The organism is Pseudomonas lutea, assembly GCF_000759445.1.
Classification (GTDB): domain Bacteria; phylum Pseudomonadota; class Gammaproteobacteria; order Pseudomonadales; family Pseudomonadaceae; genus Aquipseudomonas; species Aquipseudomonas lutea.
The window spans coordinates 1,058,972-1,074,572 of sequence record NZ_JRMB01000002.1 but is presented as its reverse complement, the minus strand read 5'-3'; the positions used below and the strand labels follow the sequence as shown (position 1 = coordinate 1,074,572).

Here is a 15,601-nt window from a genome sequence, read left to right as displayed (position 1 = left end):
CGGGAAATGAATACTGCAATCAATGAGGAGCTCGCCATGCCGCGCAGCCTCTGTCTTACTCGCCAATGCCTGGGTCTTGTGACCCGAATCGAATGTGTCGTACGTCCGCTGTCCGGCGACAAGGGAATGTGGACATTGTTGTTTGCTGCCGGGATGTCCGGCGAACAACCTTCCGCGCTCAAGGCGCAAGGGCCCTTTCACGGTCCGATAGCTGCCGAATCGGTACTGGATGCCATTGCCGAGAGCCTTGTGCTCCATGGTTATCAGACCGCCGAAGAGATCCCTATCTGGAGTGTCCATCTTCAGGGGGAGTTGCGAAGAGTCAACAGCGACGCCGCCCTGAATCAGCGAACCTCGCCTGCCAACTGATACATGCCTGTCGACGATTGCCGCACGGCTTTCTGCAGGGCGCAGGTGCGCATTCGTCGAGCATTTCACAGACCTGCTGAAGCGTTATTGTTTCAACTCTTTTCCCGGTGGGTTGTGCTAATCGGCCTGCGCCCTATACTCGCGAGCTTTCAGTTATCTGTGAGTTTAAATGGAACGTTTTATCGAAAATGCCATGTACGCTTCGCGCTGGTTGCTGGCGCCGATCTACTTCGGTTTGTCTCTGGGGCTTCTGGCGCTGGCGCTGAAGTTTTTCCAGGAAATTTTCCACGTCATCCCCAATGTGTTTTCACTGGCTGAGTCGGACCTGATCCTGGTGCTGCTGTCGTTGATCGACATGGCGCTGGTCGGTGGGCTGTTGGTCATGGTGATGATCTCCGGCTACGAGAACTTCGTGTCGCAGCTGGACATCGACGAGGACAAGGAAAAGCTTAACTGGCTGGGCAAGATGGACTCCTCATCGCTGAAGATGAAGGTCGCTGCCTCCATCGTCGCGATCTCGTCCATTCACCTGTTGCGGGTGTTCATGGACGCCAAGAACATCGAGCCCCAGTATTTGATGTGGTACGTGATCATCCACATGACCTTCGTCGTCTCAGCTTTCGCGATGGGGTATCTGGACAAGCTGACCAAGCACTGACCGACTGTCTGCCCTCGCGAGGATTTGCCATGAATCTGCAAGAACTCACCTTCCACGCCAGCAGCGGGGGTGTTGACGAGCTCAATCTGATTTCCATAGAGGGTGGCATTTACTTGCTGGAAGCCAGGATGCAGGGCGCAGTGCATCGCGTGGTCGACGCTCAGGGCAAGGCTTTGCACCTGCGCTCGGTCGAACATGCGCGCGAATTGCTGCAGCCGGTGACGCCGATGCCGTTCAATCTGGTCCACGCGGTTGTTCACGACGAAATGTGCGGTGTGCAGGACGACCTGAATCAGGACGTCAAAATACCCCTGGCTTTTCGCTCGGCCTGGTAGTGGTTACGGTTAATACGCTTTGTGCTAGTCTGCCCGGCCTTTAAATGTGGGCGCCCAAGGGCGCTCTTCAGCGGAGCCGTTTCATGTCCGAAGTCAATTTGTCCACCGACGAAACCCGTGTCAGCTACGGTATTGGCCGTCAATTGGGCGACCAGCTGCGAGACAATCCGCCGCCGGGTGTAGACCTGAACGCTATTCTGGCTGGCCTGACTGACGCCTTCGACGGCAAGCCAAGCCGCGTTGGTCAGGAAGAAATGGGCGCAAGCTTCAAAGTCATCCGTGAAATCATGCAAGCCGAAGCGGCTGCGAAGGCCGAAGCCGCAGCGGGCGCCGGCAAGGAATACCTGACTGAAAACGCCAAGCGCGAAGGCGTAACCACGCTGGCGTCCGGCCTGCAGTACGAGGTCATCACCACCGGTGAAGGCGCACAGCCCACCCGCGAAAGCAACGTGCGCACGCACTACCACGGCATGCTGATCGACGGCACAGTGTTCGACAGCTCTTATGATCGCGGTGAGCCGGCTGAATTTCCGGTCGGCGGCGTTATCCCTGGCTGGACTGAAGCACTGCAGTTGATGAAGGCTGGCAGCAAGTGGCGTCTTTATGTGCCTAGCGAACTGGCATACGGCGCTCAGGGCGTTGGCAGCATCCCGCCACACAGCGTTCTGGTTTTTGACGTCGAACTGCTCGACGTTCTGTAAGGCTTTGTAGGTATCGCTTCACGCATCAACAGATGCCGAGTCAGCCCTGCGCTGGCTCGGCATTGTCGTTTTAGCTGTTCTCATCAATGCAGTTCGCTGGCGGGGCGCAACGCCCGCGCGTAGCAGAACAGAAACAGACTGCGCACCATCTCCTTCTGCACGCAGGGTTCGCTCGAGCTCAGGCTGCTGACATCCAGATCCCCTTGATCACGCAACTCGTCGAGCGCGTCCTCCTCAAGCACTGCACATACTTCGCCTGTCTCGCGGTGCAGGATGCGCAGGTAGGGTTGCGGCCGGTCAAGCCAGGCATCGATCAGATAGGTCATGTGATTCTCCTTCAGTGGTTCGATGAGAATAATTCCTATCTGTAGAATAGCAAGGATCTATTTGAGATTAGTTCGCATCTTCTTCCCGGCAGTGGATGTGCGTGCTGAATCGCGTGCAATAAAAAGCCCGTCACATGGACGGGCTGTCTTCGAGCAGCGCGGTGTCAGTGTGTGCGCGCCACCGCGAACTCGCTGAGCTCCACCAGTGCGTCGCGATAAACGCTGGGCGGGAGGACATCCAGGCAGGCAATGGCGCGAGCAATGTAGTCGCGTGCCAGTTGCGCGGTGTATTCCAGCGAACCTGACTTTTCAACGGCATCGCGGATGCTTTCGAGATCTTCCAGGCCGCCTTTCTGGATGGCCTGACGAACCAGTGCAGCCTGCTCAGGTGTGCCTTCGCGCATGGTGTAGATCAGCGGGAGAGTAGGCTTGCCCTCGGCGAGGTCGTCACCGACATTCTTGCCGAGCGTCTCTGCATCGCCGCGATAGTCCAAGAGGTCGTCAACCAGCTGGAAGGCCACACCGAGGTGATCACCGAAGGTGCGCAGCGCTTCACTTTGCTCGGGCCCTGCATTGGCCAGGGCGGCAGCGCTGTGCGTCGACGCTTCGAAGAGCATGGCGGTCTTGCCGCGGATGACCTCCATGTAGGTTTCTTCGGTGGTGCTGGCATCGCGCACCTTGGACAGCTGCAGCACTTCGCCTTCTGCAATGACGCGGGTGGCCTTGGAAAGGATCTGCATCACCGGCATCGAGCCCAGCTCAACCATCATCTCGAACGAGCGCGAGTACAGGAAATCCCCTACCAGTACGCTGGGCGCGTTGCCCCACATGGCGTTGGCGGTAGAGCGGCCACGGCGCATGCCGGACATGTCGACCACGTCGTCGTGCAGCAGAGTCGCGGTGTGCAGGAATTCGATGGTGGCTGCCAACAGGCGCAGATCGTCACCGCCAGAGCCCAGCGCTTTGCCACACAGCAGAACGAGCAGTGGACGCAGACGTTTACCGCCGGCAGAAGTGATGTAGTCGCCGATTTTGGAGACCAGCGGCACGCGCGATGTCAGCTGCTTCTTGATAATGTGGTCGACGGCTGTAAAGTCGTCGGCCACAGCGGTGTAGAAGGCTTGGGGTTGCATCAGCGAGACGTGCTCCAGAAGGGTTGCGCGGCATGCTAGGTTGCAGGCCCGACCCTGTCAAGGCGTGACATAACGCAGCTTGCAAGGCGTTGATCGCTTGCGTACAATCGCGCACCCTAACTTCCTGGGCAGCACCTGCCTTACGCAATTGCATGTCGGCCTTCCAGCCTTGTGCAGCCATGCCAGCCAATACCTCTTCCTATAAAGAGCTGGGTGAGCAGGATTATCGGAGATACACCATGTCTTATGCAGTAATCGTTACTGGCGGCAAGCAGTACAAAGTCGCCCCAGGTGAATACCTGAAGATTGAAAAACTGGAAATCGCTACCGGCGAATCCGTTACCTTTGATCGCGTTCTGTTGGTTGCCAATGGCGACGACGTGAACATCGGCGCTCCAGTTGTTGCCGGCGCTACCGTTGTGGCTGAAGTGATCTCCCAAGGTCGTCACGATAAAGTCCGCATCATCAAGTTCCGTCGTCGTAAGCACCACATGAAGCGTATGGGCCACCGCCAGTGGTACACCGAGATCAAAATCACCGGTATTCAGGCTTAATTTCAGCCTAATCCTCACTAGGAGAATTGACTCATGGCACACAAAAAAGCTGGTGGTAGTACCCGTAACGGTCGCGACTCAGAAGCCAAACGCCTTGGCGTGAAGATGTATGGCGGCCAGGTTATCGTTCCGGGCAACATCATCGTGCGTCAGCGCGGCACCCAGTTCCACGCTGGTTACGGCGTTGGTATGGGCAAGGATCACACCCTGTTCGCTAAAGTCGAAGGCGTGATCAAGTTCCAGGTTAAAGGCGCCTTCGGTCGTCGCTACGTAAGCATCGTGCCAAAGACTGAAGTCGCGGCATAATCTTGCGTTCAGGGCGTGTGAGGGCCTGGCCCTCACAACCCTGAGCTGAAAAGCCCTGTCGATGACAGGGCTTTTTCGTTTGTAAAAGGTCCTGTTTCTGGTGAGTCTCTTGCAAAGCTGTTTGTGTGGGCCGTTGTGGTGTGTAGTCGCTGGTTTTTGATCGGTATCGCAACGCTCATCTTTGCAAGAGCCTTATGAATTTATGTTGTTTTGCTCGTCTTTGCGACGGGAGGCGTGCGCTATGAAATTTGTTGATGAAGTATCCATTCGAGTAAAGGCCGGTGACGGCGGGAACGGTTGCATGAGCTTCCGTCGCGAGAAATTCATCGAGAACGGTGGTCCGAACGGTGGTGATGGTGGTGACGGCGGCTCGATCTACATGATCGCTGACGAAAACCTCAACACCCTGGTCGACTATCGCTATACCCGCCATTTCGATGCTGAGCGCGGTTCGAATGGCGGCAGCACCGACTGCACCGGCCGCAAGGGTGAGGAGCTCGTGCTGCGCGTGCCGGTCGGCACCACTGTAATCGACGCCGGTACTCAGGAAGTGATAGGCGACCTGACCAAGGCCGGCCAGCGTCTGCTGGTAGCGCATGGCGGGTGGCACGGTCTGGGTAACACGCGTTTCAAGTCCAGTACCAACCGCGCGCCACGTCAGACCACGCCCGGCAAGCCGGGCGAGCAACGCGATCTGAAGCTGGAGCTGAAAGTGCTGGCTGATGTCGGTCTGCTCGGGTTGCCTAACGCTGGCAAGAGCACGTTCATTCGGTCTGTCTCTGCGGCCAAGCCGAAGGTTGCTGATTATCCGTTCACCACCCTGGTGCCGAACCTGGGTGTCGTCAGTGTCGATCGCTGGAAAAGCTTCGTGGTTGCCGACATTCCCGGCCTGATCGAAGGTGCCTCCCATGGCGCCGGCCTGGGTATTCGTTTCCTCAAGCACCTTGCGCGCACGCGTCTGTTGCTGCACCTCGTCGACATGGCACCGCTGGATGAAAGCAGTGCGCCGGATGCCGCCGAAGTCATCGTCAATGAGCTGGTCAAGTTCAGCCCTGCGCTTGCAGACCGTGACCGCTGGCTGGTGCTCAACAAGTGCGACCAGATCCTTGAAGAAGAGCACGAAGCCCGCAAGCAGGAGATCATCGATCGTCTGGAGTGGACCGGTCCTGTGTACGTCATCTCGGCCATCGCCAAAGAGGGCACTGACCGTCTGACCCACGACATCATGCGTTATCTCGAAGATCGTGCTGACCGTCTGGCCAACGATCCGGCATACGCTGCCGAGCTCGCCGAGCTGGATCAGCGCATCGAAGACGAGGCTCGCGCCCAGTTGCAGGCGCTGGATGATCAGCGTGCCTTGCGCCGTAGCGGCGTGAAGAGCGTGCATGACATCGGCGATGACGATTGGGATGAAGAAGACGTCGACGATGAAGATGGTCCGGAAATCATTTACGTCCGCGACTGATCGACTGCAGTAAACTACAGCGCCGCTCTTGAAGCGGCGTTTTAGTCTCTAGAATTCGGACTCTCTGGCTTAAGGTTGAAAGATCATGCGGAGCAAGGTGACAGGTGCCCAGCGTTGGGTGGTAAAGATCGGAAGTGCGCTGCTGACAGCGGACGGCAAAGGTCTTGATCGCAACGCGATGGGCGTTTGGGTCGAGCAGATGGTGGCCCTGCATGAGGCGGGTGTCGAACTGGTCCTGGTGTCGTCCGGCGCGGTAGCGGCCGGTATGAGCCGCCTGGGCTGGACTGTACGACCGAGTGCGATGCACGAGCTCCAGGCGGCTGCGGCGATAGGCCAGATGGGTTTGGTGCAGGCCTGGGAATCCAGTTTCGCCGAGCATCAGCGCCACACCGCGCAGATTCTGCTGACCCACGACGACCTTTCCGATCGCAAGCGCTACCTGAACGCACGCAGCACGCTGCGCACGCTGGTTGAGTTGGGCGTAGTGCCTGTCATCAATGAAAACGACACGGTTGTCACCGACGAGATCCGTTTTGGTGACAACGACACGTTGGCTGCGCTGGTCGCCAACCTGGTTGAGGCCGACCTGCTGGTCATCCTGACCGATCGGGATGGCATGTTCGATGCCGACCCTCGCAACAACCCCGAGGCGCAGCTTATCTACGAGGCCCGGGCCGACGACCCTGCGCTTGATGCGGTTGCTGGTGGTACTGGCGGTGCGCTGGGGCGTGGCGGCATGCAGACCAAATTGCGTGCGGCTCGTCTGGCTGCACGGTCCGGTGCGCACACGGTGATTGTTGGGGGGCGTATCGAGCGCGTACTGGCTCGTCTCAAGGCAGGGGAGCGCTTGGGTACTTTGCTGTCCCCCGAGCGCGAGATGCTTGCTGCCCGCAAGCAATGGCTTGCCGGGCACCTGCAAACGCGCGGCACGCTGGTGCTGGACGAAGGCGCGGTGACTGCACTGACCCAAAGCCACAAGAGTCTGCTGCCGGTTGGCGTAAAGCTTGTGCAGGGCAGTTTTCGTCGTGGGGAGATGGTGGTTTGCGTGGCCGCCGATGGCCGCGAGATTGCCCGGGGTCTTAGCAATTACAGTGCGCTCGAAGCGCAGAAGATCATTGGCCTGCCCTCGGACGCTATCGTCAAGGCCTTGGGTTATATGGCTGAGCCAGAGCTGGTGCACCGCGACAACCTGATTCTGGTCTGAAGTCCATCATTAGAAAAGGAAGCATACATGCGAGTCATAAAAGGGCTGGTGGGCGCGTTGTTGATGTTGCCGTTGCTGGCGTCGGCTGAAGAAATCGGCCAGGTGTCCACCGTGTTCAAAATGGTGGGGCCGAACGACCGGATTGTGGTCGAGGCATTCGACGACCCCAAGGTCGATGGCGTGACCTGCTATTTGTCCCGTGCGAAGACAGGTGGGGTCAAAGGTGGTCTGGGTCTGGCTGAGGATCGTGCTGAAGCGTCGATCGCTTGCCGCCAGGTGGGTCCCATTCACTTCAAGGAGCAATTGAAGGACGGCGACGAGGTGTTCAAGGAGCGGACCTCGCTGGTGTTCAAGACCATGCAGGTCGTGCGATTCCTCGACAAGAAGCGCAACACGCTGGTGTACCTCGTCTATAGCGACAAGGTGATCGAGGGCAGTCCGCAGAACGCTGTAACCGCAATCCCGATTCTGCCGTGGGCGCCTGCTCCTGCGCCTTGATGCTGACGCATCAAAATCGAAGGCAATAAAAAACCGACCCTGAGGTCGGTTTTTTAACAAGCTGATCGCTTAGGCTGCAGCAGCAAGGTTCAGAGCCTTGATGTGGCCATTCAGGCGACCTTTATGGCGAGCAGCTTTGTTCTTGTGGATGATGCCTTTATCGGCCATACGGTCGATAACTGGCACAGCCAGAACATAAGCAGCTTGCGCTTTTTCAGCGTCTTTAGCGTCGATGGCTTTAACTACATTCTTGATGTAGGTACGAACCATGGAACGCATGCTGGCGTTGTGGCTGCGACGCTTCTCAGCCTGTTTTGCACGTTTTTTGGCGGAAGGTGTGTTGGCCACCGTCGAGCTCCTCGAAAGACTTGGGAAATAGCTAACAAAATAGGCCGCGAATCATGCCGATGAGTTTGATGCTTGTCAAGGGCGGTTGATGCGTTCCGCTGAGTGGTCGCAGTGTGGTGCCGAGGTGATTTCTTTCCTGCGTGCGACCTGTAAACTCGCGGGCTTTGGCTCTGAGCTGTTTTGCGGCGCGGAGTATCGCATATATGGAACGCGCTTTGGCGCTTCCTTTGGTCAGGCGTACAACCTTTCGATGAACCTACTCAAATCGCTCGCCGCCGTCAGCTCTATTACGATGCTTTCGCGGGTGCTGGGCTTTGTCCGCGATACCATCATTGCACGCGCTTTTGGTGCCGGAATGGCCACCGACGCCTTTTTCATCGCGTTCAAGTTGCCCAATCTGTTGCGCCGCATTTTTGCCGAAGGCGCCTTCTCCCAGGCGTTTGTACCGATTCTGGCGGAATACAAAAGCCAGCAGGGTGAAGAAGCGACACGCACCTTTGTCGCTTATGTCACCGGCTTGCTGACCCTGGCCCTGGCGATCGTCACCGTGCTGGGTATCATCTTTGCGCCTTGGGTCATCTGGGCCACTGCGCCGGGGTTTGCCGATACACCCGAAAAATTCCAACTCACCTCCGACCTGTTGCGGGTGACCTTTCCTTATATATTGCTGATCTCGCTGTCGTCGCTGGCAGGCGCGATCCTTAACACCTGGAACCGTTTCTCCGTCCCGGCGTTCGTGCCGACGCTGCTTAACCTGGCGATGATCTTCTTCGCGCTGTTCCTGACACCGTACTTCCATCCGCCTGTCATGGCGCTAGGGTGGGCTGTGCTGGCAGGCGGGCTGCTGCAACTTCTTTATCAGCTTCCGCACCTGAAGAAGATCGGCATGCTGGTGCTGCCGCGCCTCAACCTTCGCGATACAGGCGTGTGGCGCGTGATGAAGCAGATGTTGCCGGCGATGCTCGGGGTTTCCGTCAGTCAGATTTCCCTGATCATCAACACGATATTCGCGTCCTTCCTGGTCGCCGGTTCGGTGTCCTGGATGTACTACGCCGACCGGCTTATGGAGTTGCCGTCCGGCGTGCTCGGTGTGGCATTGGGCACGATCCTTCTGCCTATCCTTTCGAAGACCTATGCCAGCCGGGATCGCCATGAATACTCGCGGATTCTCGATTGGGGGCTGCGCCTGTGTTTTCTGCTGGTGTTGCCCTGCACCCTGGCGCTGGGGTTGCTGGCCGAACCGCTGACGGTTTCGCTGTTCCAGTACGGCAAGTTCGACGGCGAAGACGCGGCAATGACCCAGCGTGCGCTGGTCGCTTATTCGGTAGGGCTGCTGGGAATCATCGTTATCAAAGTGCTCGCGCCAGGGTTTTATGCACAACAAAATATTCGCACCCCGGTGAAAATCGCGATCTTCACCCTCATAGTTACTCAGCTGTTCAACGTGTTGTTCGTCTACGGTATTCACCTGGCGCATGCCGGCCTGGCCCTGGCGATCAGTGCAGGGGCGTGTTTGAACGCCTTGCTGTTGTTCTGGCAGCTGCGCAAACAGGATTTGTTTCAGCCACAGCCGGGTTGGCCGATGTTTTTGGGCAAGCTGATTTTTGCCGTGGCGGTGATGTCCGCCGTGCTGCTTGGGCTGATGCATGTAATGCCGGCCTGGTCCGATGGCGAAATGCTTCAACGATTCCTGCGCCTGGGGGCGTTGGTCCTGGCGGGGGTGGTGGCGTATTTCGGCACTTTGCTGCTGCTGGGCTTCCGGGTCAGGCACTTTGCCCGCAAGGCGATCCTGTAGGATCAGTCGTCGTTTTCTGCCGGTTAACGTCGATTGTTGTGGTTTGCCCGGATGTGTCGCCTGTCGTTGGCGACGGTGTGTGGTTATAATCGGCCACTTTATGAGCAAGAAGCGCGTTATGCAGCTGGTTCGAGGCCTTCACAATCTGCGCCCGCAGCACCGGGGCTGCGTCGCCACCATTGGCAACTTCGACGGTGTTCACCGGGGCCATCAGGCTATCCTGGCACGCCTGCGCGAGCGCGCCGTCGAGTTGGGCCTGCCCAGTTGTGTGGTCATCTTCGAACCTCAACCGCGCGAGTTTTTCACCCCTGATGCGGCGCCGGCACGTCTGGCCCGCCTGCGTGACAAACTCGATTTGCTCGCCGGGGAGGGTGTTGATCTGGTGCTGTGTCTCGCCTTCAATCAACGCTTCAGCAAGCTCAGTGCATCCGAGTTCGTAGACACCGTGCTGATTCACGGGCTGGGCGTGAGGCATCTTGAGGTCGGCGACGACTTCCGCTTTGGTTGCGACCGAATCGGTGATTTTGATTTCCTGCAGAAGGTCGGCGCCGAAAAAGGTTTTACCGTAGAGGCCGCGCAGACCGTCGAGATCGATGGCGTCCGCGTCAGCAGTACCAAAGTGCGCGATGCGCTGGCTGCCGCAGACTTTGCCCTCGCTGCCCATTTGCTGGGGCGCCCGTTCGAGATTTCCGGCAGGGTCCTTCATGGCCAGAAACTGGCGCGCCAGTTGGGTACGCCTACCGCCAACGTGCAGTTGAAGCGTCGTCGCGTGCCGTTGACCGGTGTGTATCTGGTCAGCGCGCAAATAGACGGCAAGGTCTGGCCGGGCGTCGCCAATATTGGCGTGCGGCCAAGCGTGGCGGGCGATGGACGTCCCCACCTGGAGATTCACCTTCTGGATTTTACCGGCGATATCTATGGCCGGCGTTTGACGGTGGTATTCCACCAGAAGCTGCGTGATGAGCAGCGCTTCGCCTCACTTGAGGCGCTCAAGACGGCGATCGATGCGGATGTCGCTGCCGCTCGTGCCCACTGGCACGACCAACCGCTAAACTTTAGAGCCTGAAATGACCGACTACAAAGCCACGCTTAATCTTCCGGACACCGCCTTCCCGATGAAGGCCGGCCTGCCCCAGCGCGAGCCGCAAACTCTGCAGCGCTGGGACAGCATTGGCCTGTACCAGAAGCTGCGCGAAATTGGCAAGGATCGTCCCAAGTTCGTGCTGCACGACGGTCCTCCGTACGCCAACGGCAATATTCACATCGGTCATGCGGTTAACAAGATTCTCAAGGACATGATCGTCCGCTCGAAGACCCTGGCGGGCTTCGATGCGCCTTACGTTCCGGGATGGGACTGTCACGGTCTGCCGATCGAGCACAAGGTCGAAGTCACCCACGGCAAAAATCTGCCTGCGGACAAGACCCGCGAGCTGTGCCGTGCCTACGCTGCCGAGCAGATCGAAGGCCAGAAGGCCGAATTCATTCGTCTGGGCGTCCTGGGCGACTGGGCCAACCCTTACCGCACCATGGACTTCTCCAACGAGGCCGGGGAAATCCGCGCGCTCGCTGAAATGGTCAAGAACGGCTTCGTGTTCAAGGGCCTGAAACCGGTCAACTGGTGTTTCGATTGCGGTTCAGCGTTGGCTGAGGCGGAAGTCGAATATCAGGACAAGAAATCGTCCACCATCGACGTGGCTTTCCCGATTGCCGATGCCGACAAACTGGCCGCGGCCTTCGGCCTGGCCAACCTGAGCAAGCCCGCTGCCGTCGTGATCTGGACCACCACCCCGTGGACCATCCCGGCGAACCAGGCCCTCAACGTTCACCCTGAATTCACCTATGCATTGGTCGATACCGGCGAGCGTCTGCTGGTGCTGGCCGAAGAGTTGGTTGAGTCCTGCCTCAAGCGCTGGAACCTCGAAGGTTCGGTGTTGGCGACGGCACCCGGTGCAGCGCTTGAACTGATCAACTTCCGTCATCCGTTCTACGATCGTCTGTCGCCGGTGTACCTGGCCGAATACGTTGAACTGGGTGCTGGCACTGGCGTTGTCCACTGCTCGCCGGCTTATGGCGTGGATGACTTTGTCATCTCCAAAAGCTATGGCCTGACCAACGACGACATCATCAGCCCCGTACAAAGCAACGGCGTGTATAGCCCGTCGCTGGAGTTCTTTGGCGGCCAGTTCATCTTCAAGGCCAACCAGCCGATCATCGACAAGCTGACCGAAGTCGGTGCGTTGATGCACACCGAAACCATCACCCACAGCTACATGCACTGCTGGCGGCATAAGACCCCTCTGATCTACCGCGCCACGGCGCAGTGGTTCGTCGGCATGGACAAGCAACCGACGTCGGGCGACACCTTGCGCAATCGCGCGGTGAAGGCCATCGAAGAAACAAAGTTCGTCCCTGCATGGGGCCAGGCGCGCCTGCATTCCATGATTGCCAATCGTCCTGACTGGTGTATTTCCCGTCAACGCAACTGGGGTGTACCGATCCCGTTTTTCCTGAACAAGGAAAGCGGCGAACTGCATCCGCGTACCGTTGAGTTGATGGAGCAAGTTGCACAGCGCGTCGAGCAAGAAGGCATCGAAGCCTGGTTCAAGATGGACGCTGCCGAGTTGCTCGGTGACGAAGCGCCGCAGTACGACAAGATATCCGACACACTGGACGTCTGGTTCGATTCCGGCACCACGCACTGGCACGTGCTGCGTGGCTCTCACCCGATGGGCCACGAGAGCGGCCCTCGCGCTGACCTGTACCTGGAAGGCTCGGACCAGCACCGTGGATGGTTCCACTCGTCGTTGCTGACCGGCTGCGCCATCGATAATCATGCGCCATATCGCGAGCTGCTCACCCATGGTTTTACCGTGGACGAGAACGGCCGCAAGATGTCCAAGTCTCTGGGCAACGTCATCGCGCCGCAAACGGTCAACGACACGCTGGGCGCCGACATCATGCGCCTGTGGGTTTCGGCGACCGATTACTCCGGTGAAATGGCCGTCTCCAACACTATTCTGCAGCGCAGCGCCGATGCGTATCGACGTATCCGCAACACGGCGCGTTTCCTGCTCTCGAACCTGACCGGCTTCAACCCGGCCACCGACTTGCTGCCGGCCGAAGACATGCTGGCGCTGGACCGATGGGCGGTGGACCGTGCGCTCTTGCTTCAGCGTGAGCTGGAAGAGCATTACGGCGAGTACCGGTTCTGGAACGTCTATTCGAAAGTGCACAACTTCTGCGTGCAGGAGCTGGGCGGTTTCTATCTGGACATCATCAAGGATCGCCAGTACACCACCGGTGCCAACAGCAAGGCGCGTCGTTCCTGCCAGACGGCACTGTTTCACATCTCCGAGGCGCTGGTGCGCTGGATTGCGCCGATCCTGGCGTTTACTGCCGATGAGTTGTGGCAGTACCTGCCGGGTGAGCGCAACGAGTCAGTCATGCTCAATACCTGGTATCAAGCGCTGAGCGAGCTGCCGGAAGGCTTCGAGCTGGATCGCGCTTACTGGGAGCGCGTCATGGCGGTGAAGGTCGCGGTGAACAAGGAAATGGAAAACCTGCGCGCGGCCAAAGCCATTGGCGGCAACCTGCAGGCCGAGGTCACGCTTTACGCCGAAGACGCGCTGGTCGCGGATTTGTCCAAATTGGGCAATGAACTGCGCTTTGTATTGATCACCTCGACAGCGAGCGTTGCACCGTTCGTCAGCGCTCCGGCCGATGCCGTCGTGACGGAAGTGGCCGGCCTGAAGCTCAAGGTCGTCAAATCCGGTCACGCCAAGTGCGCGCGCTGCTGGCACCACCGCGAGGACGTAGGCATCAATGCCGAGCATCCGGAGATCTGCGGTCGTTGCGTCGACAATATCAGCGGCGCGGGCGAGGTTCGTCACTATGCCTAATGCAGCGGCTGGGCGTATGGGCCGACTGGGCTGGCTGTGGTTGAGCGTGCTGGTGCTGGTCATTGACCAGGCCAGCAAGTTCTACTTCGAAAACCGCCTGGAGCTGTACGAGCAGATCGTCATTCTCCCTGATTACTTCAGCTGGATGCTGGCGTACAACACCGGTGCTGCGTTCAGCTTTTTGGCCGACAGCTCCGGCTGGCAGCGCTGGTTGTTCGCGCTGATTGCCGTCGTAGTCAGCGTAGTGCTGGTGATCTGGCTCAAGCGCCTCGGGCGCGACGAAACCTGGCTGGCGATTGCCCTCGCCCTGGTTCTCGGCGGAGCCCTGGGCAATCTGTACGACCGAATCTTCATCGGCCATGTCATAGATTTCATCTTCGTGCATTGGAAGGAACACGGCTTCCCCGCCTTCAATGTCGCGGACAGCGCCATTACCGTGGGTGCGATCATGCTGGCTCTGGACATGTTCAAGAGCAAGAAAACCGGAGAAACCGTCAATGACTGATCAGTCGATGACCGAACACGCTACTCAGGAAACCCGCATCGGTCAGAACACGGAAGTCACGCTGCATTTCGCGCTGCACCTGGAAAACGGCGACACTGTCGACAGCACATTCGATAAGGCCCCGGCCACTTTCAAAGTCGGTGATGGCAGCCTGCTGCCGGGCTTTGAAGCGTTGATTTTCGGGTTCAAGGCTGGCGACAAGCGCACGCTTCAGGTGCCACCGGAAAACGCTTTTGGTCAGCCGAACCCGCAGAACGTGCAGATCATGCCGCGTTCGCAGTTTCAGAACATGGAGCTGTCCGAAGGGCTGCTGGTGATTTTCAACGATGCGGCGAATACCGAGCTGCCCGGCGTGGTGAAAGCCATTGACGAGGATCAGGTCACCGTCGATTTCAATCACCCGCTGGCTGGCAAAACGTTGGCGTTCGAAGTCGAAATCTTCGAGGTCAAGGCGCTCTGAGTATCACCAGAGCCCGTGGCCCCGGCACCGTTCGGGGCCTTTTCGTTTTTATGTTTCATTGCGCGTAGACACGAGGCACATCATGCAAATCAAACTCGCCAACCCACGTGGCTTCTGCGCCGGGGTGGACCGTGCGATCGAAATCGTCAATCGCGCGCTTGAAGTGTTTGGCCCGCCGATTTACGTGCGCCATGAAGTGGTTCATAACAAATTTGTCGTCGAAGACCTGCGCAGTCGTGGCGCGATCTTCGTCGAAGAGCTCGATCAGGTGCCGGACGACGTCATCGTGATCTTCAGTGCCCACGGCGTTTCCCAGGCCGTGCGCACTGAAGCCGCGGGGCGCGGACTGAAAGTGTTCGATGCAACGTGTCCGCTGGTGACCAAAGTGCACATCGAGGTGGCGCGCTACAGCCGCGATGGGCGCGAATGCATCCTGATCGGTCACGCCGGCCACCCTGAAGTCGAAGGCACCATGGGTCAGTACGACGCCAGCAATGGCGGCGCGATCTACCTTGTCGAAGACGAAGAAGACGTTGCCAATCTTCAAGTGAACAACCCCGAGAAACTCGCGTTCGTGACCCAGACCACGCTGTCGATGGACGACACCAGCCGCGTGATCGATGCCCTGCGCACACGATTCCCGGCCATTGGCGGCCCGCGCAAGGACGACATCTGCTACGCCACGCAAAACCGTCAGGACGCGGTCAAACAGCTGGCCGATGAGTGCGACGTGGTGTTGGTGGTCGGCAGCCCGAACAGCTCCAACTCCAACCGTCTGCGCGAACTGGCCGAGCGCATGTCCACCCCGGCGTATCTCATCGACGGCGCCGAGGACATGCAGCGCAGCTGGTTCGATGGTGCGGCGCGCATTGGCATCACTGCCGGGGCTTCGGCTCCCGAGGTGCTGGTACGTGGCGTGATCCAGCAGCTCCACGCATGGGGTGCGACCGGCGAGGACGAGTTGGCCGGGCGTGAGGAAAACATCACCTTCTCGATGCCGAAAGAATTGCGCGTCAAGTCGCTGCTGTAATCCGCCCATCCTGTC

General features: G+C 58.7%; 18 protein-coding genes. 15 read left to right on the top strand and 3 right to left on the bottom strand.

Features of this window, described 5'->3' with window-relative positions; translation table 11 throughout:
• Nucleotides 1-36 precede the first annotated feature (36 nt).
• From LT42_RS17105 to LT42_RS17090, 4 genes are all read left to right on the top strand, one after another.
• Nucleotides 37-369 (top strand): PA4575 family protein, encoded by a 333-nt coding sequence (locus LT42_RS17105; RefSeq protein WP_052075353.1) that lies wholly within the window; start codon nt 37-39, stop codon nt 367-369.
• Between the two features lie 169 nt (nt 370-538).
• Entirely contained in the window at nt 539-1,027 is a 489-nt protein-coding gene (locus LT42_RS17100; RefSeq protein ID WP_037015447.1) for a TIGR00645 family protein, read from the top strand.
• 29 nt (nt 1,028-1,056) lie between these two features.
• Nucleotides 1,057-1,362, top strand: coding sequence for a DUF6482 family protein (locus LT42_RS17095; protein WP_037015444.1), 306 nt, complete (start codon nt 1,057-1,059; stop codon nt 1,360-1,362).
• An 83-nt stretch (nt 1,363-1,445) separates the two neighbouring features.
• Entirely contained in the window at nt 1,446-2,063 is a 618-nt protein-coding gene (locus LT42_RS17090; RefSeq protein ID WP_037015441.1) for a BamJ family beta-barrel-assembly machinery protein, read from the top strand.
• An 83-nt stretch (nt 2,064-2,146) separates the two neighbouring features.
• Here the strand turns inward: LT42_RS17090 and LT42_RS17085 are convergent, their stop codons facing one another.
• Nucleotides 2,147-2,389 (bottom strand): PA4570 family protein, encoded by a 243-nt coding sequence (locus LT42_RS17085; RefSeq protein WP_037015439.1) that lies wholly within the window; start codon nt 2,387-2,389, stop codon nt 2,147-2,149.
• Nucleotides 2,390-2,553: 164 nt separating this feature from the next.
• A complete protein-coding gene (locus LT42_RS17080; RefSeq protein WP_037015437.1) occupies nt 2,554-3,522 on the bottom strand; it encodes a polyprenyl synthetase family protein in 969 nt (322 codons plus the stop codon).
• A 239-nt stretch (nt 3,523-3,761) separates the two neighbouring features.
• On the opposite strand from LT42_RS17080, the gene rplU reads away from it, so the two are divergent.
• The 5 genes from rplU to LT42_RS17055 all read left to right on the top strand — a co-directional run bounded on the left by rplU (nt 3,762) and on the right by LT42_RS17055 (nt 7,549).
• Nucleotides 3,762-4,076, top strand: coding sequence for a 50S ribosomal protein L21 (gene rplU / locus LT42_RS17075; protein ID WP_003176051.1), 315 nt, complete (start codon nt 3,762-3,764; stop codon nt 4,074-4,076).
• 33 nt (nt 4,077-4,109) lie between these two features.
• Nucleotides 4,110-4,382, top strand: a complete 273-nt coding sequence (gene rpmA, locus LT42_RS17070) for a 50S ribosomal protein L27 (protein ID WP_037015434.1) — start codon at nt 4,110-4,112, stop codon at nt 4,380-4,382.
• A 241-nt stretch (nt 4,383-4,623) separates the two neighbouring features.
• Nucleotides 4,624-5,847, top strand: a complete 1,224-nt coding sequence (gene cgtA, locus LT42_RS17065; protein WP_037015431.1) for an Obg family GTPase CgtA — start codon at nt 4,624-4,626, stop codon at nt 5,845-5,847.
• Between the two features lie 85 nt (nt 5,848-5,932).
• Entirely contained in the window at nt 5,933-7,051 is a 1,119-nt protein-coding gene (proB, locus tag LT42_RS17060; protein ID WP_037015428.1) for a glutamate 5-kinase, read from the top strand.
• A gap of 27 nt (nt 7,052-7,078) precedes the next feature.
• On the top strand, nt 7,079-7,549 hold the full coding sequence (locus LT42_RS17055; RefSeq protein WP_037015427.1) for a CreA family protein: 471 nt from the start codon (nt 7,079-7,081) through the stop codon (nt 7,547-7,549).
• A gap of 69 nt (nt 7,550-7,618) precedes the next feature.
• On the opposite strand, the gene rpsT is transcribed toward LT42_RS17055, so the two are convergent.
• On the bottom strand, nt 7,619-7,897 hold the full coding sequence (gene rpsT / locus LT42_RS17050) for a 30S ribosomal protein S20 (RefSeq protein ID WP_037015424.1): 279 nt from the start codon (nt 7,895-7,897) through the stop codon (nt 7,619-7,621).
• A 250-nt stretch (nt 7,898-8,147) separates the two neighbouring features.
• On the opposite strand from rpsT, the gene murJ reads away from it, so the two are divergent.
• From murJ to ispH, 6 genes are all read left to right on the top strand, one after another.
• Nucleotides 8,148-9,692, top strand: coding sequence for a murein biosynthesis integral membrane protein MurJ (gene murJ, locus LT42_RS17045; RefSeq protein ID WP_037017466.1), 1,545 nt, complete (start codon nt 8,148-8,150; stop codon nt 9,690-9,692).
• A 118-nt stretch (nt 9,693-9,810) separates the two neighbouring features.
• Nucleotides 9,811-10,758: a bifunctional riboflavin kinase/FAD synthetase gene (gene ribF, locus LT42_RS17040; protein WP_037015422.1), complete on the top strand. Its 948-nt coding sequence runs from the start codon at nt 9,811-9,813 to the stop codon at nt 10,756-10,758.
• Between the two features lies 1 nt (nt 10,759).
• Nucleotides 10,760-13,591, top strand: coding sequence for an isoleucine--tRNA ligase (gene ileS, locus LT42_RS17035; protein WP_037015419.1), 2,832 nt, complete (start codon nt 10,760-10,762; stop codon nt 13,589-13,591).
• Nucleotides 13,584-14,096 carry a signal peptidase II gene (lspA, locus tag LT42_RS17030; RefSeq protein WP_037015417.1) on the top strand — a complete coding sequence of 171 codons (513 nt, stop codon included), beginning with the start codon at nt 13,584-13,586 and terminating at the stop codon, nt 14,094-14,096. The genes ileS and lspA overlap by 8 nt, the downstream gene beginning before the upstream one ends.
• A complete protein-coding gene (gene fkpB / locus LT42_RS17025) occupies nt 14,089-14,556 on the top strand; it encodes an FKBP-type peptidyl-prolyl cis-trans isomerase (protein ID WP_152597688.1) in 468 nt (155 codons plus the stop codon). Before lspA ends, fkpB begins: the two co-directional genes overlap by 8 nt.
• Nucleotides 14,557-14,638: 82 nt before the next feature.
• Nucleotides 14,639-15,586 carry a 4-hydroxy-3-methylbut-2-enyl diphosphate reductase gene (ispH, locus tag LT42_RS17020; RefSeq protein ID WP_037015416.1) on the top strand — a complete coding sequence of 316 codons (948 nt, stop codon included), beginning with the start codon at nt 14,639-14,641 and terminating at the stop codon, nt 15,584-15,586.
• Nucleotides 15,587-15,601: the final 15 nt, after the last annotated feature.